General features: G+C 58.7%; 23 protein-coding genes. 11 read left to right on the forward strand and 12 right to left on the reverse strand.

Annotated features, from left to right (window positions below):
- Together MJQ68_RS06265 and folE are read left to right on the forward strand one after the other, a co-directional pair.
- Entirely contained in the window at positions 1–426 is a 426-nt protein-coding gene (locus MJQ68_RS06265) for a 6-pyruvoyl trahydropterin synthase family protein (protein WP_238750173.1), read from the forward strand.
- A gap of 3 nt (positions 427–429) precedes the next feature.
- Complete coding sequence (gene folE / locus MJQ68_RS06270; protein ID WP_238750174.1) at positions 430–1,026, forward strand: GTP cyclohydrolase I FolE; 597 nt, start codon at positions 430–432, stop codon at positions 1,024–1,026.
- Positions 1,027–1,032: 6 nt separating this feature from the next.
- On the opposite strand, the gene MJQ68_RS06275 is transcribed toward folE, so the two are convergent.
- Complete coding sequence (locus MJQ68_RS06275) at positions 1,033–2,334, reverse strand: aspartate kinase (RefSeq protein ID WP_238750175.1); 1,302 nt, start codon at positions 2,332–2,334, stop codon at positions 1,033–1,035.
- Between the two features lie 109 nt (positions 2,335–2,443).
- On the opposite strand from MJQ68_RS06275, the gene MJQ68_RS06280 reads away from it, so the two are divergent.
- Together MJQ68_RS06280 and MJQ68_RS06285 are read left to right on the forward strand one after the other, a co-directional pair.
- The gene (locus MJQ68_RS06280; RefSeq protein ID WP_238750176.1) at positions 2,444–3,793 is read left to right on the forward strand and encodes a (Fe-S)-binding protein; all 1,350 of its coding nucleotides are present in this window, start codon (positions 2,444–2,446) and stop codon (positions 3,791–3,793) included.
- Between the two features lie 75 nt (positions 3,794–3,868).
- On the forward strand, positions 3,869–4,651 hold the full coding sequence (locus tag MJQ68_RS06285) for a (Fe-S)-binding protein (RefSeq protein WP_238750177.1): 783 nt from the start codon (positions 3,869–3,871) through the stop codon (positions 4,649–4,651).
- Here MJQ68_RS06285 and MJQ68_RS06290 read toward each other — a convergent pair.
- Positions 4,640–7,147, reverse strand: a complete 2,508-nt coding sequence (locus MJQ68_RS06290; RefSeq protein ID WP_238750178.1) for a T9SS type B sorting domain-containing protein — start codon at positions 7,145–7,147, stop codon at positions 4,640–4,642. The two genes, MJQ68_RS06285 and MJQ68_RS06290, sit on opposite strands and share 12 nt — an antisense overlap.
- A gap of 128 nt (positions 7,148–7,275) precedes the next feature.
- The gene (gene typA / locus MJQ68_RS06295) at positions 7,276–9,081 is read right to left on the reverse strand and encodes a translational GTPase TypA (RefSeq protein WP_238750179.1); all 1,806 of its coding nucleotides are present in this window, start codon (positions 9,079–9,081) and stop codon (positions 7,276–7,278) included.
- 324 nt (positions 9,082–9,405) lie between these two features.
- Here typA and MJQ68_RS06300 point away from each other — a divergent pair, with 324 nt between their 5' ends.
- The 3 genes from MJQ68_RS06300 to MJQ68_RS06310 are packed head-to-tail and all read left to right on the forward strand — an operon-like array spanning position 9,406 to position 13,692.
- Positions 9,406–11,034: a S8 family peptidase gene (locus MJQ68_RS06300; RefSeq protein ID WP_238750180.1), complete on the forward strand. Its 1,629-nt coding sequence runs from the start codon at positions 9,406–9,408 to the stop codon at positions 11,032–11,034.
- Positions 11,034–12,068 carry a selenide, water dikinase SelD gene (gene selD / locus MJQ68_RS06305; RefSeq protein ID WP_238750181.1) on the forward strand — a complete coding sequence of 345 codons (1,035 nt, stop codon included), beginning with the start codon at positions 11,034–11,036 and terminating at the stop codon, positions 12,066–12,068. The genes MJQ68_RS06300 and selD overlap by 1 nt, the downstream gene beginning before the upstream one ends.
- A gap of 40 nt (positions 12,069–12,108) precedes the next feature.
- The gene (locus MJQ68_RS06310) at positions 12,109–13,692 is read left to right on the forward strand and encodes an FAD-dependent oxidoreductase (protein ID WP_238750182.1); all 1,584 of its coding nucleotides are present in this window, start codon (positions 12,109–12,111) and stop codon (positions 13,690–13,692) included.
- 1 nt (position 13,693) lies between these two features.
- Here MJQ68_RS06310 and MJQ68_RS06315 read toward each other — a convergent pair whose 3' ends face one another.
- Entirely contained in the window at positions 13,694–14,287 is a 594-nt protein-coding gene (locus MJQ68_RS06315) for a pyridoxamine 5'-phosphate oxidase family protein (protein WP_264758996.1), read from the reverse strand.
- A 326-nt stretch (positions 14,288–14,613) separates the two neighbouring features.
- Between MJQ68_RS06315 and MJQ68_RS06320 the strand changes: the two genes are divergently transcribed.
- The gene (locus MJQ68_RS06320; protein ID WP_238750184.1) at positions 14,614–14,826 is read left to right on the forward strand and encodes a hypothetical protein; all 213 of its coding nucleotides are present in this window, start codon (positions 14,614–14,616) and stop codon (positions 14,824–14,826) included.
- On the opposite strand, the gene MJQ68_RS06325 is transcribed toward MJQ68_RS06320, so the two are convergent.
- From MJQ68_RS06325 to MJQ68_RS06360, 8 genes are all read right to left on the reverse strand, one after another.
- Positions 14,823–15,908: an arginine-tRNA-protein transferase gene (locus tag MJQ68_RS06325; RefSeq protein WP_238750185.1), complete on the reverse strand. Its 1,086-nt coding sequence runs from the start codon at positions 15,906–15,908 to the stop codon at positions 14,823–14,825. The genes MJQ68_RS06320 and MJQ68_RS06325 overlap by 4 nt on opposite strands.
- A 61-nt stretch (positions 15,909–15,969) precedes the next feature.
- Complete coding sequence (locus MJQ68_RS06330) at positions 15,970–16,596, reverse strand: ABC transporter ATP-binding protein (RefSeq protein WP_238750186.1); 627 nt, start codon at positions 16,594–16,596, stop codon at positions 15,970–15,972.
- The gene (lpxA, locus tag MJQ68_RS06335; protein ID WP_238750187.1) at positions 16,586–17,386 is read right to left on the reverse strand and encodes an acyl-ACP--UDP-N-acetylglucosamine O-acyltransferase; all 801 of its coding nucleotides are present in this window, start codon (positions 17,384–17,386) and stop codon (positions 16,586–16,588) included. Before lpxA ends, MJQ68_RS06330 begins: the two co-directional genes overlap by 11 nt.
- 46 nt (positions 17,387–17,432) lie before the next feature.
- The gene (locus MJQ68_RS06340; RefSeq protein WP_238750188.1) at positions 17,433–18,821 is read right to left on the reverse strand and encodes a bifunctional UDP-3-O-[3-hydroxymyristoyl] N-acetylglucosamine deacetylase/3-hydroxyacyl-ACP dehydratase; all 1,389 of its coding nucleotides are present in this window, start codon (positions 18,819–18,821) and stop codon (positions 17,433–17,435) included.
- A gap of 39 nt (positions 18,822–18,860) precedes the next feature.
- Positions 18,861–19,592 carry an ABC transporter ATP-binding protein gene (locus tag MJQ68_RS06345; RefSeq protein WP_238750189.1) on the reverse strand — a complete coding sequence of 244 codons (732 nt, stop codon included), beginning with the start codon at positions 19,590–19,592 and terminating at the stop codon, positions 18,861–18,863.
- 24 nt (positions 19,593–19,616) lie between these two features.
- Positions 19,617–19,901: an Asp-tRNA(Asn)/Glu-tRNA(Gln) amidotransferase subunit GatC gene (gene gatC / locus MJQ68_RS06350; RefSeq protein ID WP_238750190.1), complete on the reverse strand. Its 285-nt coding sequence runs from the start codon at positions 19,899–19,901 to the stop codon at positions 19,617–19,619.
- 26 nt (positions 19,902–19,927) lie between these two features.
- Positions 19,928–20,377 carry a DUF2452 domain-containing protein gene (locus tag MJQ68_RS06355; protein ID WP_238750191.1) on the reverse strand — a complete coding sequence of 150 codons (450 nt, stop codon included), beginning with the start codon at positions 20,375–20,377 and terminating at the stop codon, positions 19,928–19,930.
- Between the two features lie 58 nt (positions 20,378–20,435).
- Positions 20,436–20,963, reverse strand: a complete 528-nt coding sequence (locus MJQ68_RS06360; protein ID WP_238750192.1) for a 2'-5' RNA ligase family protein — start codon at positions 20,961–20,963, stop codon at positions 20,436–20,438.
- 111 nt (positions 20,964–21,074) lie between these two features.
- Here MJQ68_RS06360 and MJQ68_RS06365 point away from each other — a divergent pair, with 111 nt between their 5' ends.
- The 3 genes from MJQ68_RS06365 to MJQ68_RS06375 are packed head-to-tail and all read left to right on the forward strand — an operon-like array spanning position 21,075 to position 25,275.
- Positions 21,075–23,390: an SPOR domain-containing protein gene (locus MJQ68_RS06365; protein WP_238750193.1), complete on the forward strand. Its 2,316-nt coding sequence runs from the start codon at positions 21,075–21,077 to the stop codon at positions 23,388–23,390.
- On the forward strand, positions 23,387–24,307 hold the full coding sequence (locus tag MJQ68_RS06370) for an alpha/beta hydrolase (RefSeq protein ID WP_238750194.1): 921 nt from the start codon (positions 23,387–23,389) through the stop codon (positions 24,305–24,307). Before MJQ68_RS06365 ends, MJQ68_RS06370 begins: the two co-directional genes overlap by 4 nt.
- Positions 24,304–25,275: a threonine/serine dehydratase gene (locus tag MJQ68_RS06375; protein WP_238750195.1), complete on the forward strand. Its 972-nt coding sequence runs from the start codon at positions 24,304–24,306 to the stop codon at positions 25,273–25,275. The genes MJQ68_RS06370 and MJQ68_RS06375 overlap by 4 nt, the downstream gene beginning before the upstream one ends.
- Positions 25,276–25,281 lie beyond the last annotated feature (6 nt).

A 25,281-nucleotide genomic window follows, 5' to 3' on the forward strand; every position in this document is an offset into this window, starting at 1 on the left:
ATGCACTACCTGACCCGCCGAGAGACGTTCAATGCTGCCCATAAGCTCGCTAATCCGGACTGGTCGGATGAGCGCAACAAGGAAGTGTTTGGCAAGTGTGCCAACCACAACTGGCACGGCCACAACTACGACCTGCGCATCACCGTCAGTGGTACCCCCGATCCGCTGACCGGCTTCGTGATGGACGCCAAGGTGCTATCGACCATCGTGAAACGGCAAGTGGTGGACCAGCTGGACCACTCAAACCTCAATCTGGATATTGACTGGTTCAAGGGCATTCAACCCACCACGGAAAACCTTACCCTGAAGATCTGGGAGCACCTGGAGGCGGAGATCGCCGCCGCCGGCTCTACCCTTTACCGCGTCCGCCTTTACGAGACCGAAAACATCTACGCCGACTACTACGGACCGGCGGGAAGAAACTAAGCTATGCCCTTTACCAACGCCGTTACGTACGACGAGACCACCACCGAGGTCCTCAGCGACCACTACGCCCAGATCATCGCCGGAGTCAACGAAGACCCCCACCGCGAAGGCCTCCTCAAAACTCCCGTGCGCGCCGCCAAAGCCATGCAGTTCCTCACCCAGGGCTACGAATTGGACGCGGAGAATATCCTCCGCTCCGCCATGTTTGCCGAGGACTACTCCGAAATGGTCATCGTCAAGAATATCGAGCTGTACTCCCTCTGCGAGCACCACTTGCTGCCCTTCTTTGGCAAAGCGCACGTCGCCTATATCCCCGACGGCTATATCGTGGGACTGAGTAAGATCCCCCGGGTCATTGAAGTATTCAGTCGACGGCTCCAGGTGCAGGAACGGCTCACCGATCAAGTGCTGCAGGCCATCCACACCACCCTCAATCCGCTCGGCGTAGCCGTAGTCATCGAGGCCCAGCATATGTGCATGATGATGCGCGGCGTGCAGAAGCAGAGCAGCGTCACCACCACCTCGGCCTTCACCGGAGCATTCAAGGCCGAACGCACGCGGAATGAATTCTTGAAGCTGATCACGAGTGACCTGGGGTAGTACTAACTACCCGTCCTTGCGACGCATCACCGGTACGTCCTTTACCACCATTTGGAGGGTGAGGGGTAGGCGTCCTTCCAGGAGATTGACCTTGCCCCGACGCATGCTTTCTACTACTTCCGGGGTGTAGTGGCGCACGGTGATAAGTTCCAGGTTACGGTCTACGGTGGTTTTGAACTGATCGTCGACCAGGGTACAGAAGCGTTGTACGCGGTCGTCGATGTCGTTGACCACTACGTTGAAGCTGATGGCGGTATTTTGCATCATATTGACCTGCAGGCGGGTCGTGGTGATGTGCTCGAAGAGCTCCTTGATGTGGTGCTCGGCTACGAAGCTGAAGTCGCGCGTACTGATGTTGATGAGGGCCTGTTCGCGCTCTACGGCAACCATGGGGGGATAGGCATCGCCGGCGTCGTCGGTGACGAAGGTGCCTTCCAGTTCCGGCTCCAGGAAGGAGCGTACGTAGAGCGGGATGCTCTTATTCTGTAGCGGCTTGATGGTTTTAGGGTGGATCACTTTAGCCCCGTAATAGGTCATCTCGATGGCCTCCCGGTAGCTCATGCGGTCGATCTTGCTGACGTTCTCGAAGATGCGCGGGTCGGCCGTCAGTACACCGGGTACATCCTTCCAGATGCTCATGGCTTCAGCATCCAGGCAGTAGCTGAAGATGGCGGCCGAGTAGTCGGAACCCTCGCGACCCAGCGTGGTGGTGTAGTTCTCGCTAGTATTGCCGATGAAGCCCTGGGTGACGACGAACTTGGTCTGCTGCAGCAGGGGGGGAAGGAGGCGTTCGGCGCGCTCGGTGGTCTCGGGCCAGCGGACCCAGCCCTCGCGGAAGGTATTGTCGGTCTGGATCACGTCGCGGGCATCCAGCCAGCTACTGGGTAGCCCGATGCGGGTGAGGTAGCTGGCTACGATGTGACTGCTGAGCAGTTCGCCCAGGGAGACGATCTGATCGTAGTCGAAGTCGTACTCCGCGTTGGGGCTTTCTTCGAGGGCCCACTCGACGGACACGAACAGGTCGTTAACCGCTACGGTAAGCTCCTCCGGCACCTCCTGAAACAGCGCGTCGATGATTGCGGTAGCCTCTCCGTGAATGCGGTCTAGCTTGCCGCGAGCTTCTTCCGGCCGGCCGTGCCAGTAAGCGTGGGCCACATCTTCCAGCGCATTGGTGGTCTTCCCCATGGCGGAGACGACGATGACCAGTGGCTGCTGGGCGAAGGTCTTCAGGATGTTACCGACGTGGCGGATGGCGGGGGCATCCTTCAGGGAGGCGCCACCGAATTTGAATACATTGACGTGTTGCATAAGCGCGCAAATATAAAGCGGGCGGGGCCGCGGGTGCAGACAGTTGACAGTTTGCGAAATTTCGCTAGCGATCCTTTGTGGGGCCACCCCGCCCCGTTACCTTTACTGCATGCTACAGTCGATCGTTTTTGCGGTAGTGGCCCTGCTGGCGCTGGGGTTCGCCTACTTCCAGTTCAGTAAAGTGCGCGCCAATATTTTGCTGGGTAAGGACGAGGCCGTGACCGGGCCGGCCACTGCGCGCTGGAAGAATATGTTGCTAGTAGCCTTCGGACAGAAAAAGATGTTCAAGCGGCTCATTCCGGCCGTGCTGCACCTGATGCTGTACGTGGCCTTCGTGTTTACGCAGATCGAGTTGATCGAAATCTTCATCGATGGCATCTTCGGGGTGCACCGCTGGTTTCTGGGGCCACTGGGCGGCATGTACAATGGGATCATCAGTGCGATCGAGTTACTGAGTATACTAGCCTTCGTGGCTACGGTGATCTTCCTGGTGCGGCGTAACGTGCTGTTCATTCCCCGCTTCCATAAGCCGGAAATGCAGGGCTGGCCTAAACTGGACGCTAACCTCATCCTGGTATTCGAACTGATCCTGCTGGCCTGCATCTTTACGATGAACGGTACGGATGTCGTTCTGCAGGACCTAGACCCCGATCACTACCGCGCTACGAACTTCGCGGTGAGCGGCTTTCTCGGTCCCGTGCTTTTCGGCGGCATGGATGCCTCGACCCTCCATATCCTGGAGCGTGTAGGCTGGTGGGGGCACATCACTATGGTGTTCGTCTTTTTAAACTACCTGCCCAAATCCAAGCACCTCCACATTTTACTGGCATTCCCCAATACCTACTTTGCTCGCCTCAAGCCCCGCGGTGAGATGCTTAATATGCCGGAGGTAATGAACGAGGTGAAGTCCATGATGGGCCTCGGTGACCCCAATGCCCCGGAACCCGATATGAACGCACCGCTGCCTGAGTTCGGCGCCGACGATGTGACGGAGATGAGTTGGATCGACATTCTCGGCGCTTACTCCTGCACCGAATGTGGGCGGTGTACCTCTGTATGTCCCGCCAATATCACGGGCAAGAAGCTCAGCCCCCGCAAGATCGTCATGAACGTGCGCGATCGGGCCGAAGAGATCGGGAATAAGATCCGCTCCGGCAATACCGAGTACGCACCGAATAATGAAGGTGTACTCAGCGTAGACAACTTCGATGACGGCCGCAACCTCTGGGACTATATCACACGGGAAGAGATCCACGCCTGTACGACTTGCAATGCCTGTGTGGAAGCCTGCCCCATTCTGATCAATCCCCTGGAAATGATCAACAAACTGCGGCGGCACGAAATCCTCACCGAAGCCAAGGGGCCAAGCGATTGGATGCCACTATTCAATAGCATCGAAAACCAGCAGCGCGCCTGGAGCGTCTCGAATTCACGTACCGCCTGGATCGAGCAAGATTAAACGCTGCACGTAAGTGCGTTAAGACTACCCAATAGGAGCTTTAGTGCATTGTGATATACCCGGAAGACTAATACCATGACCGTAAAGACCATGGCGGAATTTGCCGCCGAAGACAAGACCCCCGAGATCCTTTTCTGGGTAGGCTGCGCCGGCTCCTTCGACGACCGTGCGCAGAAGGTGACGCGTGCATTTGCCGAGATCCTTAACGCAGCGGGTATCGAGTTTGCTATCCTGGGCGATGAGGAGGCCTGCACCGGCGACCCCGCCCGACGTGCCGGCAATGAGTTCTTGTTCCAGATGGTGGCCTTACAGAACATCGAGACGCTGAATATGTACGGCGTCAAGAAGATGGTGACGGCCTGTCCACACTGCTTCAACACGATCAAGAACGAGTATCCGGCGCTGGGGGGGCACTACGATATCGTGCACCATACCCAACTGCTGCAGCAACTCATCGACGACGGCCGGATCAAGATGACCGAGGGTGGCAGCTTCAAGGGGAAGCGCATCACCTACCACGACAGTTGCTATCTGGGTCGGGCCAACGGGATATATGAAGCCCCCCGTCAGGTACTTGAATCGATCGACGGTCAGCTGGTAGAAATGAAGCGCAGCCGGCAGAACGGACTCTGTTGTGGCGCGGGTGGAGCACAGATGTGGAAGGAAGACGAGCCGGGCGAAAAGCGCATCAATACCGAGCGTACGGATGAGGCACTGAGCCTGAACGCCGATGTCATCGCCGTTAACTGCCCCTTCTGCCTTACGATGATGACCGATGGTGTCACTAGCCGGGAGAAGCAGGAAGAGGTCATGGTGTACGATCTGAGCGAATTGATCGTACGTCAGCTAGCGCACTAGCGTTACCGTACCCGAACGGGTAGTACGCTGCCCGTCCAGCAAGCGCAGCGTCATCGTATATAGGTATACCCCCGCAGGCGCGTCCCCGCCCGTCCACGGTCGTCCGTTTGCCGGATCGAAAGCCCACAACTCGCTTCCCCAACGGTCAAAAACCCGCCAGCTGTCAACGCCCGCTACCTGCGGACCCAAGCCAGGTATCCAGCTATCGTTCTGCCCATCGCCGTTCGGGCTGAAGGCAGTAGGAATAAATACGCGCGGTGCGCCGCGTAGCACCTCCACCACTAAACTATCGGTGGCAATGCAGCCATCCAGGTTCGTGATCTGCAGGCTGATCACCGTATCTCGGAACAGTCTGGCCACCGGTGCGGGGCAGGTCGTACAACTCAGCCGCTCCGCCGGATCCCATAGGTAGCTTCCGACTGGAGTAGAACCGATAGGCTGAGCGGTGTAGGCCACAGCTGCGCCGACTTCGACCCGCTGCGGTCCCACGATACGTACGTCAACCGTATCGGCAGCGGGCACGACGAGCTCGCGGAATACTTCGCAGCCCGCTAGCGTACGTACGATCAGTCCATAATTACCAGCTGCCAGATTTGTGAGGCTGTCGGGGGTGAAGGTCGAATCTCTAAGCAACTTCAGCGACCCACTGCCGGCGGGAAGTAGCCGTACGCTCCCCGTACGCGTGCCGAAGCAGGACGGGGGTAAAATATCTAGCGAGAAGGTCTGCTCGACGGAATCGACAACGACCGGTAGCACGGTCGGCGAGCAGGCTAGCGAATCGGTGATGGTAACTGAATACGAACCAGGGGAAAGCACCGGCTCGCTACCCGTAATGGACGCATCGGACCAGACGTAGGTGTAGGGCGGCACTCCGCCGGTCACTTCAACGCGGATTTCCGCAGTAGGCAATCCGCAACTCTGTACCTGACGGTAGCTGGCTACTGGACCACTTTGAAGCAGTAATTCGGTAGCGGTGATCGAATCACATTCCAGGGTATCGGAGACCAGTGTGTCGCGATAGATCCCCGGGCGACTGCGCCACACGCCGTATAGCCGAACGGAGTCGCCCGCACAAATGGACTGGGTAGTAAAGGACTGGCGCTCGCAGTTGTCGCAGGGAATGTCACAATCATCCGTAACGGCAAGCGCCAACGAAGAAGATAATCTCAGTGGTAGTCCTATGTTAGTTACTGCCAATGAGGATCTGCGAAGTATAGCGGGTTGCCATACGGAAACCGGGTCACTGATGGCCACGTCAAGATCGCCCACCGTGACGCATTTGCTAAGCGAGGCTCCGTCCGGCGTCAATTGCAAGACCAGTCCCTCGTGGCTGCGCTGTCCGTTGAAGGTGTAGGTCGCGGCAACCGCAATACCGGAAGGGCGGGGCAGCAATTGCTGGTTGGCCCGGGGATATAGCAGTACCCGACCGGGAAACAGGTAGGATTTAGCCCAGCGTACCCTGGCCTGTAGGTCCGTATGAATCAGGAATATGTTACGGGCACGCCCGAAGGCGTAGCCGTATATGAGCAGACCGTCCTGGTGGGGCTCCAGTTCGATACCTACTTCACCATCGTAGTCCTGTACGTCGAGTCGTTTGGTCCAGAGCACGTTGAGCTCCAGATCGAAGGCAGACAGGAAGGGTGCGGTGCCGATGGAGCCGGTCAGGGTATCCAGATCGGCCCACTGCAGTACGTATATGGTCTGATCGATCACCTCCACATCGTAGCCGAAAACGCGTGCATTTCGTCCGGTCGCCGCAAAGCCCGTGACGGACTGCGACAGGTCACCGGCTTCGCCCATCCGGGAGACTACGGTGCGTACACTTCCGGCGCCGCCGCCGCGCACGGCCTGCCCGGTCACGACCAGTCCGCCGCCGGGGTGGGGGACGGCATCGAACAGCCGTTCGTCGCCATCAAGATCGAGAAGGGCCGCCGGCCCTAGGGGTTCACCGGTCCGCCGGTCGAGATGCTGTTGGTAGCCACGTAAAAACTCCGGTGCCCGTTCACCCAGGCGCGCACCGGTCACCAGGTAGTCTCCGCGGGCGTCCAGCAGCAGCGTATTGGGATCGCTGGAGAAGGTGGCTTCGCGCAGATAGAGTAGCTGACCGGCCCGCGGGTCGTAGCGAAACAGATAGGCAAACTGCTCGCCGGACCGGAATACACTTCCTACACCCGCGATCATGCCATCCGGATCGACCAATAGTGCATTGAGCGTAGACAGTTCGGTACTCTCGCTGCCCGTGGGAAAGGATACTTCCCATACGCGCGCCCCGCTGGGGTCTCGGCGGGAGAGGTACACGTCGCCGCCGATCATACCACCGGCTAGCATACTGCCGGATGCGGAACCCTGCCGGTAGTCGATCAGGCAGGTCATACGTACGTCCTGACCCGCTGGATCGGCGTGCAACTGGGCGTAGCTCGGTCCAGTGCACTGCGGCTCCTGCGCATAGCTCAGAAGGGGTAGCAGCAGTAAAAGTAGACGAAGTACGTAAGTCATAGCGTGACTCCTCAAGGTAAGCCGCCGCCGGATAGAAGCTTGGAATACGCCGGGACTTGGTCCGCTACCAGCAAAAAAAAACCGGCCACTGAAGTGCTTCAGTGGCCGGTTCGTTCGGAGGTCTATACCTAGTTATAGATTTTCTCACCGCGCTTGCGCTCGGCCTCCCGTAACAGGGTCTTGCGTAAGCGCAGGCTCTCCGGGGTGACCTCTACGTACTCGTCGGCCTGAATGTATTCCAGCGCCTCTTCCAGCGAGAACTTGCGGGGGGGGACCAGGCGGGCCTTGTCGTCGTTGCCCGACGAGCGCATGTTGGTGAGTTTCTTGGTCTTGGTGATGTTGATCACGAGATCGACCGCACGGCTATTCTCGCCGATGACCTGACCTTCGTAGATCTCCTGGTTAGCGTCCACGAAGAAGCGGCCACGATCCTGCAGGTTATTGATCGAGTAGGGGATGGCCTTGCCATTCTCCATGGAGATCAGGGAGCCGTTCAGACGACCGGGAATTTCACCTTTGTGGGGTTGGAACTCCTTGAAGCGGTGCGTCATGATAGCCTCACCCTGGGTGGCGGTCAGCATATTGGACCGAAGGCCGATGATGCCGCGGCTGGGAATTTCGAATTCCAGTACAACACGCTCACCCTTCGGTGTCATGCTGAGCATCATGCCCTTGCGCTGGGTGATCATATTGATGGCCGTACCGGACATTTCGTCGGGTAGGTCCACGGTCAGTTCCTCCACGGGCTCCTGCTTTTCGCCGTCGATCTCTTTGACGATGACCTGGGGTTGGCCGATCTGCAGTTCGTATCCTTCGCGGCGCATGGTCTCGATGAGTACCGAGAGGTGCATTACGCCCCGTCCGAATACGCGGAACTTATCCGCGCTGTCGGTATCCTCTACCCGCAGGGCGAGGTTGCGCTCCAGCTCGGCGGTCAGCCGGTCCTTGATGTGGCGGCTGGTGACGTACTTACCCTCCTTACCGAAGAAGGGGCTATCGTTGATGGTAAATACCATACTCAGCGTGGGCTCGTCGATGTCGATGGTGGGCAGCGCTTCCGGCTCCTCACCGTCGGCGATGGTGTCACCGATCTCGAAGCCCTCTACACCGAAGACGGCGCAGATATCGCCGGACTGAACCTCGTCGACCTCCACGCGACCGAAGCCTTCGTAAACATACAGGTTGCGGGCGCGGGCCTTGGTTTCGGTGCCATCGCGGCCGATGAGGGTAAGCTGTTGGTTGGCTTTGAGGGTGCCTCGGCTGAGCCGGCCAATGGCCATGCGGCCGATGTACTTGCTGAACTCGATGCTGGTGACCAGCAATTGGGTGTTGCCTTCGGGGATCTCGGGTGGGTGCACGTGCTCCAGGATGGCATCGAGGAGGGGAAGGATGTTATCGGTTTCCTTGCGCCAGTCTTCGCTCATCCAGCCGTTCTTGGCCGAGCCGTAGATGGTGGGGAAGTCGAGCTGCTCCTCCGTAGCATCAAGGCTGAACATCAGGTCGAAGACCATTTCATGTACTTCCTCGGGGGTGCAGTTAGGCTTATCGACCTTATTGACTACCACGAGGGGATTCAGGCCGAGCTTCAGGGCCTTGTCCATGACGAAGCGGGTCTGCGGCATGGGGCCTTCGAAGGCATCTACGAGCAGCAGTACGCCGTCGGCCATGTTGAGTACCCGCTCCACCTCGCCACCGAAGTCTGCGTGACCGGGGGTATCGATGATGTTGATCTTGGTCCCCTTGTAGTTGATCGAGACATTCTTGGCCAGAATGGTGATGCCGCGTTCGCGCTCCTGGTCGTTGCTGTCCATGATCAGGTCGCCGGGCCGCTCGTGGTCGCCGAAGAGCTGACCGGCTAGCAGCATTTTGTCCACCAGGGTGGTCTTGCCGTGATCGACGTGGGCGATGATGGCGATGTTACGAATGGATTGCATACAAAGAGTTTTCCGCGAGGGCTCGCGTTTGAGCGCGCAAAGGTACGGTATATTTAGGTGGTAAAGTCAGTACGAATTTTTCCGGCCGTTGCCTGCTTCCACAAGTGGTGTGGTTTGGGCCGTAGCGCTGTTTAGGAATAGGGAACAACAATGGCTCACATCGCTGCTAGCACACTGGTTCGAGGCGGTGATTTCGGGTAGAAGGATAGAACTTAAGTTTTCACTAACCAACGTTTCCGCTGCTCGTCCGTTTCTCTTGGCTGTATGGACTGGCCTGCGCACCCGCGCGCCGCCGCCCTCCTTAGTAGTTAAATACCCTACCGAATGAAAGGATTACTTATTGCATTTAGTCTATTCGCCACCCTGAGTCTTACGGCCCAAACAGACGTACCCAACAATTGGTGGGATCTGGACCGCACCGACAACTCCTTCCCCGGAGTGAGTGCCGGCAAAGCGCTCACCTACCTACAGGGAAAGAAGGCCGAGCCCGTGGTAGTAGCCGTGATCGACTCCGGTGTGGACATCGAGCACGAGGACCTGTCTGCCGCCGTGTGGACCAACGAAGATGAGATCCCCGACAACAGTATCGACGACGATAAGAACGGCTACATCGACGACGTACACGGCTGGAACTTCATTGGCGGCGCCGACGGCCGCAACGTGAACTACGAGAACCTGGAGGTCGTACGCCTGTACAATAGCCTGCACGCGAAGTACAATAACCGCAACCGGGACGGACTGAAAAAGAAGGAGCGCGCCGAATACGATCGCTACATCGAGTACAAGGAGCAGATCGAGGCAAAGGAAAAAGAACTCGGCCCCACCGCTCAACAGTACCGGTCGATCAAGGACGCCGTAGACGGCATGCTTACGGCCATGGAAAAGGACGCTGAGGAAGTGACTGCTGAGGATGTCGCCAACTTCAAGAGTGACGACCAGAGTGTCCTGATGGTCAAGAATGTAGTCGCTAGCGCCACAGCCGGTGGTGGCACTTTTGCAGAGCTGTACGAGCAGTTGGAAGGGGCCAATACGTACTTCGACAGTCAACTGAAGTATAACTACAACACGGAGTTCGACGCCCGCGATATTGTAGGTGACAATCCGAATGATGTAAACGAGCGCTACTACGGTAACAATGACGTAGAAGGACCCGATGCCGCCCACGGTACCCACGTCTCGGGCATTATCGCCGGCATACGGGACAACGACCTCGGAGTAAATGGCGTAGGCGGTGCCAACGTCCGCATCATGAGCATCCGCACCGTGCCTAATGGCGATGAGCGCGACAAGGACGTAGCCAACGCCATCCGCTACGCCGTAGATAACGGTGCCAAGGTGATCAATATGAGCTTCGGTAAGGGGCAAAGCCCGAATAAGAAGGCCGTAGATGCAGCCATGAAGTACGCCGAGAAGAATGATGTCCTGATGGTACACGCCGCCGGTAACGACGGTAAACTGCTCACCCTGGCCAATAATTACCCCAACGATACCTACGAGGGCAAGAAACGCACCGGCAAGACCTGGATCGAGGTGGGCGCTGCCAGCAGCGACTATGGTCCCGGACTAGCTGCCTCCTTCAGCAACTACAACAAGAAGTACGTGGACGTCTTCGCACCCGGTGCGCAGATCTACTCCACCATCCCCGATGACAAGTACGCTACCTTCGACGGTACCTCGATGGCCGCGCCCATGGTGGCCGGCATCGCCGCGATGCTGCGCAGCTACTTTCCCGATCTCAAGGCCAAGCAGGTCAAGGAGATCATCGAAGAAAGTGCCCTGCCCGTCAATCTGGACGTCAATAAGCCCGGCGCTGAGGGCGAGACCATCAAATTCAGCGACCTCTCCGCTACCGGCGGACTAGCTAATGCCTACACGGCCGTCAAGCTCGCAGAGCGGACCAAGGGCAAGAACAAACGTGCCCCCGAACGCGACCAAAGCCTCCGGCAATTTTAATGATCCGACTTACTGAATTTAGCCACGGCGCAGGATGTGGCTGTAAAATAGCTCCTGCGGTACTCGACACCATTCTGGCCCAGACTACGCCCTCCCAACCCAACCCCCTGCTGCTGGTAGGAAATGCGGAGCGGGACGATGCGGCCGTCTACGACCTGGGTGATGGTACGGCCATGATTTCCACCACGGACTTCTTTATGCCCATCGTGGACGACCCACTGACCTTCGGGCGCATCGCCGCGACCAACGCGATCAGTGATGTCTATGCCATGGGAGGTACACCGCTGCTGGCCATCGCTATTCTCGGCTGGCCCGTCAACGAACTGCCCGCCGAGGTAGCCGGACAGGTGGTCGAGGGCGGTCGGCAAGCCTGCGCCGATGCCGGTATTCTGCTAGCCGGCGGTCACAGCATAGACAGTCCGGAGCCGATCTTCGGACTAGCCGTCAGCGGCCGGGTCGATATCAAGCACCTCAAAAAGAACGGTGGCGCACGGGTCGGTGATCTGCTGTTCCTCACCAAGCCCATCGGGGTGGGTATTCTGAGTACCGCGCAGAAGCAGAAAAAACTGCGTCCAGCCGATGCCTTACTAGCTACCGAGCAGATGGTGCGCCTAAACACCATCGGCCTGGTGCTGGCTAAACTGCCTTACGTACACGCTATGACCGACGTCACGGGCTTTGGCCTACTGGGTCACCTCAGTGAAATGTGCGGAGCCAGTGACACCCGTGCGGAAGTCTACCTCGATGAGGTACCACTGATCGATACTGCCGTGTTGGATTACTACCTCGGACAGGGCTGTATTCCCGGCGGTACGAAACGGAACTGGACGAGCTACGGCCACCATGTACACCTCGACGATGATCGGGCGAAGTGGCTACTCGCCGACCCACAGACCAGTGGCGGCTTGCTCGTTGCGGTAGCTCCTGAACAGGCCGATGACTTTACCGCGCGGTGCGCGGCGGAGGGCCATCCGGTGCGCCCGCTGGGTAAGATGCTAGCCGCCGGTTCCGGTCGCCGCATTCAGATCGTGTGAACCAACGGTCGGACCTGGACTTCTACTCCAAACGTCCATCATGATCAAGGTTTTCTCCCTCTCCCAGCTTCCCGCCGGCCACATGCATCAGGTAGCCGTCGGTGACTACGACGTCCTGCTCGCCAACGTGGCCGGTGAGGTATACGCCATCGAGAATAAGTGTAGCCACTACGGTGCACCCCTGACGAAGGGTGCGATGTGCGAGCACCGCGTCCGCTGTCCCTGGCACCACGCCGCCTTTGATCTGCGCACTGGTGAGCAGCTGGAGGCTCCGGGGATCGACGGAGTAGCCACTTTCACCGTAGCGGTGCAGGACGACGATATTATGGTCAGCGAGCAACCCACCCGCACCAACAAACCCACCCTTACCGATAGTCCGCTAGATATACCCATACCATCCGATCAGCACTACACTTACGTAGTGGTGGGTAGCGGTGCCGCTGCTGCCTATGCCGTCGAGTCCATCCGTGGCAACGACACTACCGGCAGCCTGCTCATGGTCAGCAAGGAGATGCTGCCGCCCTACGACCGCACCAAGGTCAGCAAGGGCTTCATGCAGGATGATATGTCCAAGGACAAACTGCCCCTGCGCGACGCTGACTTTTATCGCAAACTAGGCGTCCATTTCATGCCGGGAACGCGGGTGCAACAGCTGGATCTGGATGCTAAGTCACTACAACTACCCGATGGCAGCACGGTGACCTACGATAAGGTTCTACTGGCTACGGGCGGCACGCCCCGTACACTCGATCAGCCGGGCATGCAGCTTCGGGGTGTGCACACGGTACGTAAGGCTAAAGATGCGCTGCAGGCACGGGAGGCTACCTCACAGGGGACGAAGGTGGTCATCATCGGCAGCAGCTTCATCGGCCTGGAATCCGCGATGAGTCTCGGCAAGCGCGGCGGTGATATCACGGTCGTATCACCGGATACGACGCTATTTGAACGTGTATTCGGAGCTAAAGTAGGAGACTACATTCAGCGCCTGCACGAAGCGGAGGGCGTCACCTTTAAACTTGGACGCAAGACCACCGCCCTGTCCGGAGAAAATCGGGTAACCGGTGTACTACTCGACGACGGCAGTACGCTGCCGGCGGAGGTGGTGATCGTAGGTATTGGCGTCACCCCCGCCACGGACTTCGTACAGGGTATCGCTTTCCAAAATGACCACAGTCTGGCCGTAGACGGTCACCTGCGGGTACACGCTAATGAGGCCTACGCCGTCGGCGATATCGCCACCTACCCGGATCGCGAAGGCATGGTGCGTATCGAGCACTGGAAGGTAGCCGCCCAGCAGGGGCGGATCGCGGGCCGGAATATGGCGGGGCAAAACGAGCCATACCGTATGGTCCCCTACTTCTGGAGCAACCAGCAGGGCACGAACTTCCGCTATGTAGGACACGGCACGGACTATAACGATATCGTCTTTGACGGGGTACCTGGGGAGGGTCCGTTCCTGGCGTTCTACGTGAAGGACGATCACGTCCAGGCGTGTCTGGGAGTTAAACGCGATGCCGATACCGCCGCGATCAACGAGCTCATGGCACTAGGACAGTTGCCCCCGGTAGCGGAACTGAAGGGACAGGACTGGCTCGAATTGTGCCGGCAGGTCGCCAAGAATTAGGTCAGGGTATCAGCCAGGTCAGCGTCCACTCAGCTCCAGTCCGGACTCCGGACAATCGCAGATTGTGCTCGCGGTCTAGCCTCAGTACTTCGGCATACTGTAGCTCAGTCACTAGTACTCCGAAGTGTCCCGCGGCATAGTCGGTATCGGTGATTGCTCGGGTAGGCCAATCATCGGGCAAGCCATCCTGTGGACGGTCGATCGGGGTAGCCGGTGGTTGGACGGTTGCGTAGGCCTTTCGTGAATGCTTGGGCAGCGTGTCGAACAGCGCGCGTGCTTCCTCCTCGGGGAGCCAGTGTGTAGGACCGTGACCGGTGAACTGGATGCGACTGTCCGCGTCCCAGAACAGGTAACTCAGTACATTATGCTGCCTTAGTTCGCTCGCTTTGACTGATCGTCGGTCGGTATAGGTATAGAGCGTGGCGCTGCCTTCGTCTGCGTTGCGCAGCACAACCGTACGCTGCCGGGGGATGCCCTGCGCACCGCAATTAGCCATCGCGACGAGGCTGTAGGAGTGGTCTGTTCGGGCTGCGCCCTCTTTAATTAGCCTCCAAGCTTGCGTCCAAAGGGTTAAAGACGTTATCTTAACGCTCATAAAGAGGGAGTTGCGACGAAATGAAAAAATAATGTTCGTTTCCAAACACAAAATATGTTTCTCTACGTATGTAGATACATATAATTGAACCAAAGAAAATAATCGGTTGAAGTGACCCTATTCGTTCTGTTCCGTCACAAGAACGTATCCCCGCACCCGCTACGCTGGGATAACTATCCAAAGAACTGAAGTGTCTCTCAACTCATGAATATGGGTTTTAGGTGTTTTTCCGGAGGGTTTGGGCTACGGCCCGAACCCTCTTTTGTTGCACACAACCCTGTCACCTGCTCCATCGTTCTATCTTTGCGACCTACTAACCACCGCGTATGAGCTTCCTGACCCTGTTTGCCGTCATCTTCGCCGTATTCGGCCTGAGCTTCTTACTCATCAACGTACGTCACATCGTCACCGGTAATGAGTTTCGGGGTACTTGCTCCAGTAACAATCCTATGCTTCAAAATAAGCTGGGCGGGAAGTGCGATGTATGCGGCAAAGAATCCGATGAAGAGTGTCAACTTCCGGAGATGCCCAAGGTCTAGTGCCTGCGCACACTGCGCAATGCACTACAGACTTCCACGATATACTCCACCTGCGGGCTTTTTACGATAAGTTGGCGTACTGCCAGAAGATCGGTCACGAATCCTCCGGCCTGAAAGGTCCTCAAGTACTCCGCATTAAAAAGAAGCTGAGTCTGCGCCATGTGCCGGCACTCCAGCACGAAGTAATTGCGCTCCTTAGGATCAAAGGCTACCACATGAATGTCCTTTTGGGATAGGTCCGACAGTAGCACCAAATAAGGGTAAGGAAAGTAGTCGTCGTTCCAGATGTCGTAGAGTCCCGCCTCAAATAGGGGGTAGATTTTTAGTGTGCTGCTGTATCCCCGGTCCGCTAGCTGATCCACGAAGGTGGTCAGGGCGTGAACCTGCGCCTCTACCGGGCCGTCGCGACCGGGATCCAGGGAGTCATAAGAATGCCAGCTATCGCTACGCACATCGTAGTATTCCGACTTACCCAGACGGAGTTTGTAATCGAAGCGCTGATAGTCAGGAACGACATAGCCCGGGTAATAGTAGCTAAATCCCTGGTTCAGACAGTACTGGATCTCTAGCAGCATCGTGTAGTAGCCTAGACTAAAGGATTTAAGCAGTGGGTCGTAGATACCCAGTATGCTTGCTGCCGAATCGTTGCCCAGGTCGACGTAGCTACAGGCCACCAATTTTTGGCTCACCCGATCCCGTACGTTTATTCCGTAGGTATTGAATACGACCTCCCCATCGTAGTCCTCCAGGCTATCCGCAATAGTGGGCGAGAGCCGACCGTCGAAGTCCGCCGCGTACCGCGTGTAGAGTGCTTCGTGTTCCTCCTCGATCTGCCGGGGCGCAATGGTCACGTCAAATAGCTGGGCGTTCTTGCGCAGTAGTTTTCGCTGACTTTTGGAGAAGGCAAAATCGCGCAGGTCCACCCGAATCCAGATCGCCGAGTAGGGGCGGTTCTTAAAGAACAAAAAGTGCGTAGTGAAAATAGTAGACCCCATACGGTACCAGCCCTTGGCTAGGTGCCAGTCCAGACTCTCCGGACTGAGGGTAAAGGGAGTATTTTTCTCTGCGTAGTTGAAGAACATCCGCGCGGGGGCGTTTACTTTTCGGTAATATCCGAAATATGCGGTGGATCGCGACCAGCTATTATAGCGTCAGCACTGTAGTGCAGGATGCCAAGTCGCGCGGATCGTTGCTGGCTACTACAGTCAAGCGACCCGGAGCGTACCGCTTAAGTTCTCCCGCGAACCATTTGGCTGCCGCCGCGTCGAGTGTCACGGTTGGCTCGTCCAGCAGCAGCATGGGCGTATCGGCATACAGTGCGGTGGCCAGTAAAACCCGTTGTCGCATACCCGACGAGCAGTCCTGCAGGGATCGCATCCGGTAGTCGCGCAGTTCGATTCGGTCCAGGACGCCTTCAATGGTAAGTTCGGCTAGTAGCGGTTTTAGCCCGAAGTGAAAGGCAAGGGACTCCGCCACCGTTAGCTCCTCTATGATCTCGAGGTACGGACCCGTCCAGCTGACCAATCGGTATACATCGCGTACTCCGATCGACTGCCCATCCACGGTGTAGCTGACCTGCCCCCGACTGGGGCTCAGTTGGCCTGCAAGCATGCGCAACAGGGTAGACTTTCCGGAGCCATTGCGCCCCTGTATACCGTAGATACTACCGCTACTGTAGTGTACGGATAGCTGCTTGATCACCCACTCGCGACCAAAGCGCTTGGATACGTTATCCAGCTGTACGTCGATCCTGGCGGCCTCAGCTCCCATTATCCAGCGCCTGGAAACTGCGGATGATGCCCGTCCGCTCCGTGGCGCCAATGAAACTCACCACCTCATCGCGCTCGTCAGACAGGGGCACCGAGGCTTCGATCTCCGTCACGGCATTGGTGATGTTGAGTCCCTTTACGAAGAGGATCCGGTAGATCTCGTGGATCGCATTGATCTGCGCGATGGTAAACCCCCGTCGCTGAAGACCGATACGGTTAACTCCGATGTAGCTCAGCGGCTCCCTGGCGGCGCGGATGTAGGGAGGAACGCTTTTACGCACCAGGCTGCCCCCGGCGATAAAGCTGTGGCGCCCGATGCGCACGAACTGCTGTACACCTACCTGCCCCTCAATGATGACGTAGTCTTCCAGCACCACATGGCCGGCCAGGTTAACATTATTTGCGATGACGATGTGGTCACCCAGTATACAGTCGTGGGCCACGTGCGCGTACGCCATCAGTAGGCAGTTGCGTCCTACTTTAGTCGTGCCGGCTGCGGCCGTACCACGGTTGATGGTCACGTACTCACGGATTGTCGTGTTGTCACCGATCTCCGCCGTAGAGTATTCACCGCGAAACTTCAGATCCTGTGGGATAGCTGCGATGACCGCGCCCGGAAAAATGCGCACGTTCTGCCCGATGCGGGCACCGGCGTAGATCGTGACATTGGGTCCGATCGTGCTGCCCTGTCCGATCACGACGTCGTCCTCGATGGTGGTGAACGGGCCTACGACGACACCGGCTCCAACTTTTGCATTAGGATGAACGACGCTCAGTGAATGAATGGACATGAACAGGTTTGAGTGGGTGAATAAGCGGGGCAGTACCGCAATGGCCTTAGCTACGGCGTACGATCTGGGCCACCAGGTCGGCTTCGGAAACCAGCTTGTTACCTACGTAGGCCGTGCCGCGCATCTGGCAGATCCCCCGCCGCACGGGAGCGATCAGTTCCATCTTGAAGAGTACCGTATCACCGGGCACTACGAAGTTCTTGAACTTGGCATTCTCGATCTTGAGGAAGTACGTATCCCAGTTGCCCGGGTCTTCCTGCTGGGTAAGTACCAGGAGTCCGCCCGTTTGCGCCATCGCCTCGATCTGCAAGACGCCGGGCATCACGTGGTTGCTGGGGAAGTGCCCCTGAAAGAAGGCCTCATTGAAGGTCAGGTTCTTCAGGCCCACGATGTAGTCGTCTCCCATCTCGATGATCTTGTCGATCAGCAGGAAGGGGTAGCGGTGGGGCATGATCTCCAGGATCTGTTCCACATTAAAAACCGGTTCGTCGTTGGGGTTGTAGTGCGGCCGGCCTTTGAGGCGCCGCTGATCCAGGTAGGCTTTCTTGAGCAGTTTGGTGAAGGCTACGTTTACCCGATGCCCCGGCTTCGTCGCCAGGATACGGCCGCGAATGGGCACGCCGAGCAGACTGATATCGCCCATCACGTCCAGTAACTTGTGCCGCGCTGGCTCGTTGTGGAACTTCAGGTCCAGGGTATTTAGAATGCCCTGCTCGGTCACCTCTACGGTATCCTTACCCATCTTCTGGGCCAGGGCGTCGAGGCGGTCCTGAGGGATGTGCCGATCGGCGATAACGATCGCGTTCGTCAGATCCCCACCCTGGATCAGGTCGTGCTCGAATAACGCCTCCAGCTCGTGCAGGAAGACGAAGGTGCGGCAGGGAGCGATCTCCTCGGCGTAGTCCTCATAGCCGCGTAGGGTAGCATACTGCTGCCCCAGCACGGGGCTATCGAAGTCGATCATGGACACCACCTCAAAGCCATCGTAGGGTAGGGCCACGATTTCCGATCCAGTGGCCTCGTCGCGGTAGGTGATGGGTTCCTCCACAATAAAGTAGTCGCGGGCCGTATCCTGTTCTTCTACGCCGGCCTCCTGCAGCCGATTGACGTAGGGGCTGGCGCTGCCGTCCAGTATGGGCACTTCCCCACCATCGATCTCGATGAGCACGTTATCGATCTGTAGGCCCGACAGGGCACTTAGCAGGTGCTCAATCGTGGATACCGTAGTCGTTCCACTCCCCAGAGTGGTAGAGCGTTCGGTGCTCACTACCCGGTTGACGTCTACGTTCATCAGGGGCTGATCGGCCAGATCGGTGCGCTTGAACTTGACGCCATGGCCGGTGGGAGCGGGTTTGAACAGGAGGTTGACTTCCTTACCCGTATGCAAGCCCACCCCGCTGATGGAGACGGTGCTGGCAATCGTACGTTGATTCATATATACTAACCCACTGAGTGAGGCGGCAAATATAGGCCCTTAGGTCTGATTGTACCGGTGGGTCGGATCACTAGCCCGAATGATGTGCTCGTTTGGCTCATCACTCTCCGTTTCTCCATCGCGTAATCGCACGATCCGGTGCGCGTGCTCGGCAATGTCCGGCTCGTGGGTCACCAGGATGACGGTGTTGCCCCGTCGCTGGATGTCTTCGAAGATCTCCATGATCTCGATCGATGTCTTGGTGTCCAGGTTTCCCGTCGGCTCGTCAGCAAGAATAATGGCGGGTCGGTTCACGAGCGCCCGCGCAATGGCCACGCGCTGACGCTGCCCTCCGGAGAGCTCATTTGGGCGGTGGTCCAGGCGATCGCCCAGACCCACACTGTCCAATACTTCGGCCGCCCGTTGCTGCCGCTCCCGCTTGGCCAGTCCGGCGTACACGAGGGGTAGTGCTACGTTTTCCAGCGTGGTTTGCCGCGGCAGTAGGTTGAAGGTCTGAAAGACGAAGCCGATCTTTTCATTCCGGATGTTGGCCAGTTCGGTATCATCCATCATACTCACGTCCTTACCGTCGAGTAGGTAGCGGCCGGAGGTAGGGGTGTCCAGACAACCCAGCAAGTTCATCAGCGTAGACTTACCGGATCCCGAAGGTCCCATCAGGGCCACATACTCATTGGTCTGTATCTGCAGATCGATGCCACGCAGCGCGTGCACCTTGGTCTGCCCCATATCGTACGTTTTGGTGAGGTCATTGATATCGATTACGGCGGCCATGGGCGTCAGGGGGGGTAAGGGGTGTTAAATGACGCGGGGTACCTTAAAGTACTCCCCGTCGGAGTCGGGTGCATTGGCCAGGGCCACGCTGCGGTCGATGTGGTCGCCCACTTCGTCCGGCCGCAGCGCGTGTTCTACTTCGGTGACGTATCGTAGGGGCTTCACGTCCTGAAGGTCCAGGTCGTCGAGCTTCTCCACCATCGCGAGAATACGGACCAGATCGCCGCGCAGCTGATCCACGCGTTCGGGAGCAGGAGCGAGCTTGGCCAGTTTGGCTAAGCGCAATACTAGGGCGTCGTCTACTACCATGGGGGGGCTTTTCGACGAAGGTAATCCTAGTCACGACGTTCCACGACCTCCCAGGTGTGATCTCCCAGTAGTTTGACCGTCGCGATGTAGTCGTACGGCGGGCGGGCACCCCACTCGGCGGGGCTCACCAGGCTCAGTACGCTCTTGCCATTGCTACGGGCGTAGAGGTAGTAGGTGCGCGAGACGATGGGGTTGATGTTCATCTCGGCTTCGTAGATGCGCTCGCTCACCGTCATCCGTTGCTGTATCTCATTGGCCTGCCGGGCCAGCAGTTCGATCTGCGCGCGGATCTGGTCGAGCTGCATATCGGTCTGCTCGTACATAGCACTCATCGCCAGACCCTTCACCTTGCCGCGGTCCATGGGCTTGATGGTAGCTCCCCCGCGCTCGTGCGCGTAGGGCAGCAGGTGGGGGTTGAGCGCCACCTTATCCCCGTCTATGGGGTTCACTACCTTTTCTTCCTCGTTCTCGGCCATACGGCAGTAACTAAGGGGACGGCAGGAGGGTTCAGGGGCGTGGCCGCCGGTGCGGTGTTTATTCCCCGAATGGTAGTGCAGCCAGCTTCGTCCACGGCCCCCCGTCGTACCGGTGTACATATAACCCCAGCACCCTCACATGGCACGGTACGAAGCGGTACTGCAGATGGCGCAGCAATCGACCAGCTTCTTCCTTACGCACTTTATTCTGTACCGTAATGTGCGGGCGCTTCCAGGGCCGTAGATCCTGCGCCGTCAGCCGGTCGGCAAACCGTTGCCGCAGTGGCTGCCGGATGTCGTTGAGCGCATCGGCCTCCAGCCGGTAAGCCACCCCGCGCCCCATGGAGAATACCCCTACTACCGGCACGCTGACCGCAGTGCGTCCTAGGTTTTGCACGCGAATTGCGGTCAGTAGTTCATCGATAAGTTCGCCCGGAATGTGGTGAAAAAGTGTCACGTGTGCCTGCAGGTAGTTCCGCTCCGGGGGGAAGAAGCGCTCGCGCAGACGGTTGAATGGCTGCAGATCCGTGGGATCGATCCAGGCGGTTACGATCAGGGGGCGTTCGGCTTCCGGGGGCAGGTTCATGCTCCTGTACTACGGATTGCAGGGCCCGTTAGTTCGGGCGTATTCGTACCTGCTGAGCGGCGGGCCCCCTGCCAAAAAACCGCTATGTTTACAGCCACCTAGTGAACAGCCATGACGATACGTACCACCTTTCTATTGTTGGTCTGCGGAGGGCTCTGCCTTCCGCTTTCCGCTCAGTTTCGCAGCGAGAAGCGCGCGGCCGATAAAGCCTTCGAGCTCAGTGCATACAATTTGGCCATCGAGGGCTACCGGCGGGCTCTGGACGAGCGGCCCGACGATCCGGAAGCACTGGCCCGTATCGCAGAATCGTACCGCATGCTGGGTGCCCTCGACACCGCACGGCAGTACTACGCACGGGCTATGGGTGCAGAGACCCGGGTGGAACCGGCTACGCTGCTGGGCTACGCCCAGACCCTCAAGTCGCTCGGAGAATACGCACTGGCCCGTCCGCTGTTTGCCGCTTACGCCAGTGAGGCAGATCAGACGGTCGGCCAGCAGTACGTCAGTAGTATCGACTTCGCGCTGGCCCAGCAGTCGGAATCTGCCGGCTACACGGTTAGCCCCTTTCCGTTCAACAGCCCTCAGGCGGACTTCGGTCCGGCGATGCCTGGCCCAGACCAGTTGGTTTTTAATTCCTCCCGTATCCAGGAGGGCTTCGATGGGGTAGCGCAGAACAGGCCTTACCTAGCCCAGCGCAATACCCTGGGCAATTTCGAAGCCCCCGTGCCCCTGTCTACCGGCTACCTGAGCCGCGGCGGTAACGCGGGCCCCGTCAGCTTCAGCCCCGATGGCACGCTGGTCGTATTTACCCGCAATACTTTCACCCCCGGCACCCGTATGGTGCCCGAGGCCGGTATCCGCATGAGTCTGATGCTCGCCGACGTGAACCAAGCCGGCATGTGGAGCAATGTGCGCCCACTCCCCTTCAACGGCGATGGCTTTAGTACTGGATTCGGCACCTTCGGCGCCGAAGGCCGCGCGCTCTACTTCGCTAGCGACCGCCCCGGTGGATTCGGGGGCTACGATCTGTACCGCGCCCGCCTGATCAATGGTAACTGGGAAGCAGTACCCGAGAACCTTGGCCCCGCGGTAAACGCTCAGGGCAACGAAATCACCCCGTACTACGATGGCAGCAGCCTGTATTTTTCTAGCGACTGGCACGCCGGACTGGGTGCCTACGACGTGTTTCGCGCCGAAATGAATGACGCCGGTCGGCCCACCACCCTGTACCACCTGGGCAGCGCGGTGAATAGCCCCAGGGACGATATGGGCTTCGTGTATGACGCCGGTCAGCGTACGGGTTACCTCACCTCCAACCGCTCCGGCGGACAGGGCGCGGAAGACCTGTACGTGGTCAAATTCAGCGATCCACTTCCTACCGTAGCCACCTCCGGTACGGACGCTACGGATACGGATGCCATAGCGACCGGCCCACAGTCCGGCGTCCCCCAGGGCGTCCGTGCTGGAGAACCCGTGCCCTTCGGCACGGTACGCGGTTACGTGAGTAGTATTCAGAGCAGCCTTCCCCTGGCTGATGCCACGGTGACCATCACAAAGCGCAGCTCCGGTCAGGCCGCTACCGTCACCACGGATACGGAGGGGGCCTACTACGTCGAAGTAGAACCCCGCACGGTATACGACGTCAACGTAGCACTGGCGGGGTACGAGTCGATCAGCTTTCCCGTCACTACGGAGGCCACGACCAGGCCGGACGCATTCGGTAACATCTTGCTGCTGCCCATACAGACCACCTATGACACGGTAAGTCCACCGGCACCTACCGTAGAGCCCACGACCTATAGTACACCCGTAACGGCAGCTTCACCCCCGAAGCGTACTCCTGCCGATAGTCAGACTACAGAAGCCCCATCCGTGACGGCCTTCAGTGTTCAGATCGCCAGCGTGGCCTCCGCGCCGGACCTTGCGGAATACAGCAAGCTAGCTGCGGTCGGACCGGTATTTGCCGTCCAGGACGCGGGTAACTACAAGGTGCGTATCGGTCAATATTCCACCCGGGAGGCCGCCGCGGTGGCCGCTCGCGAGATCAAAGACATGGGGTATGCCGGTAGTTTTATCGTCAGCGGACCAGCACCCGGTACCGATGCGCTTCGTTCGACCGGGTCCGCACCTGCGACCGCGCCCGCACCTGCGATGACCGCTACCGCGCCTGCTACTGCAACGGCTACGGTACAGTCACCCTACCGGGTGCAGCTCGGCGCGTTCAGTAAACCGGAAAACTTCGATCGGGTGACCGCCTCCCAGCTCGGTAGCCTGGGCCAGATGATGCGGGGCGCGCTCACTGTTTTCTATCTCGACGGATTACAGAGCCTCTCGCAGGCCGAGGGTGCGCGCAACCGGGCCCTGGCAGCGGGCTACAGCGGGGCCTACATCCTGCGGTTGGAGGGTGATAGCTACGTCAAGGAGTGAGGCCTTCGGTCTGCCACCGGATACTGGGAATGCTGGGCGTAGCCCTGTCCTTGTCACTGTCCGGACAAGCTCCTACCATCCCGATCTATGACACTACTGCTCCCTGCTTGGAGGCCGTAACGGCCGATTCGTCCTACTACGAGGCGGGCATTGGAGAGGTGCTCGCCGCAGTACGGGAGCCAGGGATGGACTATTACGCTCCCGTGCCCCGTGCCGGTCGGCAGGAGGCGCTGCTGATCATACCGGGAGGCGGCTATACGGTCGCGGCCTTTGACCATGAGGGCACGGATATGGGGCGCTACTTCTCCGCCCGGGGCGTTCACGCCTTCGTGCTGCGCTACCGCTTGCCGGCCGGTATCACTACGGACTGTAAATCGACAGTAGCCTTACAGGATGCGCAGGCCGCGATACTGCGCATTCGCCAGTCGGCCGATTCGCTGGGCTACCGCGCGGATAGGGTAGGGGTGATGGGCTTTTCGGCCGGGGGGCACTTGGCCGGCTCCCTCTCGGTGCACGCCCGGCAGGTCGACGGTTTATCGACTAGACCCGATTTCAGTTTGCTCGTCTATCCGGTTGTTCTGATGGACACCGCCTTTAGCGGACACCGGGGAAGCCAACATGCGCTACTCGGTACGGAGCCTGATCCGGACCGCCTGGCTTACTTCAATCTGCCGGATCAGATCGATTCGCTCACCCCTCCCACCATCCTCTTTCACGCATCGGATGACGTCGGGGTACGTCCCCGCAACAGCCTACGCTACTACGAGCGATTGATCGCCCACGGGGTGCCGGCTGACCTGCGGCTGTACGCCAACGGTGACCACGGATTTGCCTCAGCCCGTGAGCTGGATGGTCCGGTGAGCCACTGGCTCGAGGAGGCCGTAGCGTGGATCACCCAACTATTCGTTACCCGATGATCGCTCTATCCCCCCTCCACCGCGTACCCACCCAGGCTGATCTGCTGGTCACCCACGAGGCCATCCACCCCTTCGTACACCGCACCCCCATCCTTACCAGCACTAGTTTAGATGAGCTGACGGGGGCCCGTCTCAGCTTTAAGTGTGAGAACTTTCAGCGGATCGGTGCCTTCAAGATGCGCGGTGGGGCCTCGGCTGCTCTGCGCTTCACGGAAGCAGAACGTGAGCGGGGCCTGGCCACCCACAGCAGCGGCAACCATGCTCAGGCCGTCGCCCGCGCCGCGCAGGTGCTGGGCGTGCCCGCTTACATCGTGATGCCGCACGACGCCCCCCGGGTGAAGGTGGCGGCCGTGAAGGGCTACGGAGCGGAGATCACCTACTGCAACAACACCCCCCACGAACGGCAGGCTGCCCTGGAGGAGGTCGTGGCCCGAACGGGCGCCGCCTTCATCCATCCCTTCGACGATTATGGGGTAGTGGCCGGACAGGCAACTGCTGCCATGGAATTGATTGAGGATGTGGACCGCGTACTGGACTATATCATTACGCCTGTCGGGGGCGGCGGACTTCTATCGGGCACGGCCCTGGCAGCCCGTTACTTCAGCATTCGCGCTAAGGTCTTCGGCGCCGAACCGGAGGGTGTAGACGATGCCGCCCGTAGCCTCAAATCCGGAAAGATCGAGCAGAACGAAACCAACCACACCGTATCTGACGGACTGCGTACCCACCTCGGAGAGCGCACCTTTCCCATTATCCACAAATACGTAACCGACATTTTCGTGGTCAGCGACGAAGAGACCGTGGCGGCCATGCGCCTGATTTGGGAGCGTATGAAGATCATCGTGGAGCCCAGTTGTTCGGTTCCCCTGGCGGCGATCCTCCGCTATCCGGAAGTGTTTCGGGACAAGCATGTCGGCATTATTCTCACGGGCGGTAACGTGGATGTAGACCGCTTGCCCTTCGGATAGAACCAC

It is taken from the genome of Neolewinella maritima (assembly GCF_923081025.1).
GTDB lineage: Bacteria > Bacteroidota > Bacteroidia > Chitinophagales > Saprospiraceae > Neolewinella > Neolewinella maritima.

Bases quoted from the DNA above. Each gene is read 5' to 3' on its own strand.
- MJQ68_RS06265 (WP_238750173.1), top strand. From the start codon at position 1: ATGCACTACCTGACCCGCCGAGAGACGTTCAATGCTGCCCATAAGCTC.
- folE (WP_238750174.1), top strand. From the start codon at position 430: ATGCCCTTTACCAACGCCGTTACGTACGACGAGACCACCACCGAGGTC.
- MJQ68_RS06275 (WP_238750175.1), bottom strand. From the start codon at position 2,334: ATGCAACACGTCAATGTATTCAAATTCGGTGGCGCCTCCCTGAAGGAT.
- MJQ68_RS06280 (WP_238750176.1), top strand. From the start codon at position 2,444: ATGCTACAGTCGATCGTTTTTGCGGTAGTGGCCCTGCTGGCGCTGGGG.
- MJQ68_RS06285 (WP_238750177.1), top strand. From the start codon at position 3,869: ATGACCGTAAAGACCATGGCGGAATTTGCCGCCGAAGACAAGACCCCC.
- MJQ68_RS06290 (WP_238750178.1), bottom strand. From the start codon at position 7,147: ATGACTTACGTACTTCGTCTACTTTTACTGCTGCTACCCCTTCTGAGC.
- typA (WP_238750179.1), bottom strand. From the start codon at position 9,081: ATGCAATCCATTCGTAACATCGCCATCATCGCCCACGTCGATCACGGC.
- MJQ68_RS06300 (WP_238750180.1), top strand. From the start codon at position 9,406: ATGAAAGGATTACTTATTGCATTTAGTCTATTCGCCACCCTGAGTCTT.
- selD (WP_238750181.1), top strand. From the start codon at position 11,034: ATGATCCGACTTACTGAATTTAGCCACGGCGCAGGATGTGGCTGTAAA.
- MJQ68_RS06310 (WP_238750182.1), top strand. From the start codon at position 12,109: ATGATCAAGGTTTTCTCCCTCTCCCAGCTTCCCGCCGGCCACATGCAT.
- MJQ68_RS06315 (WP_264758996.1), bottom strand. From the start codon at position 14,287: ATGAGCGTTAAGATAACGTCTTTAACCCTTTGGACGCAAGCTTGGAGG.
- MJQ68_RS06320 (WP_238750184.1), top strand. From the start codon at position 14,614: ATGAGCTTCCTGACCCTGTTTGCCGTCATCTTCGCCGTATTCGGCCTG.
- MJQ68_RS06325 (WP_238750185.1), bottom strand. From the start codon at position 15,908: ATGTTCTTCAACTACGCAGAGAAAAATACTCCCTTTACCCTCAGTCCG.
- MJQ68_RS06330 (WP_238750186.1), bottom strand. From the start codon at position 16,596: ATGGGAGCTGAGGCCGCCAGGATCGACGTACAGCTGGATAACGTATCC.
- lpxA (WP_238750187.1), bottom strand. From the start codon at position 17,386: ATGTCCATTCATTCACTGAGCGTCGTTCATCCTAATGCAAAAGTTGGA.
- MJQ68_RS06340 (WP_238750188.1), bottom strand. From the start codon at position 18,821: ATGAATCAACGTACGATTGCCAGCACCGTCTCCATCAGCGGGGTGGGC.
- MJQ68_RS06345 (WP_238750189.1), bottom strand. From the start codon at position 19,592: ATGGCCGCCGTAATCGATATCAATGACCTCACCAAAACGTACGATATG.
- gatC (WP_238750190.1), bottom strand. From the start codon at position 19,901: ATGGTAGTAGACGACGCCCTAGTATTGCGCTTAGCCAAACTGGCCAAG.
- MJQ68_RS06355 (WP_238750191.1), bottom strand. From the start codon at position 20,377: ATGGCCGAGAACGAGGAAGAAAAGGTAGTGAACCCCATAGACGGGGAT.
- MJQ68_RS06360 (WP_238750192.1), bottom strand. From the start codon at position 20,963: ATGAACCTGCCCCCGGAAGCCGAACGCCCCCTGATCGTAACCGCCTGG.
- MJQ68_RS06365 (WP_238750193.1), top strand. From the start codon at position 21,075: ATGACGATACGTACCACCTTTCTATTGTTGGTCTGCGGAGGGCTCTGC.
- MJQ68_RS06375 (WP_238750195.1), top strand. From the start codon at position 24,304: ATGATCGCTCTATCCCCCCTCCACCGCGTACCCACCCAGGCTGATCTG.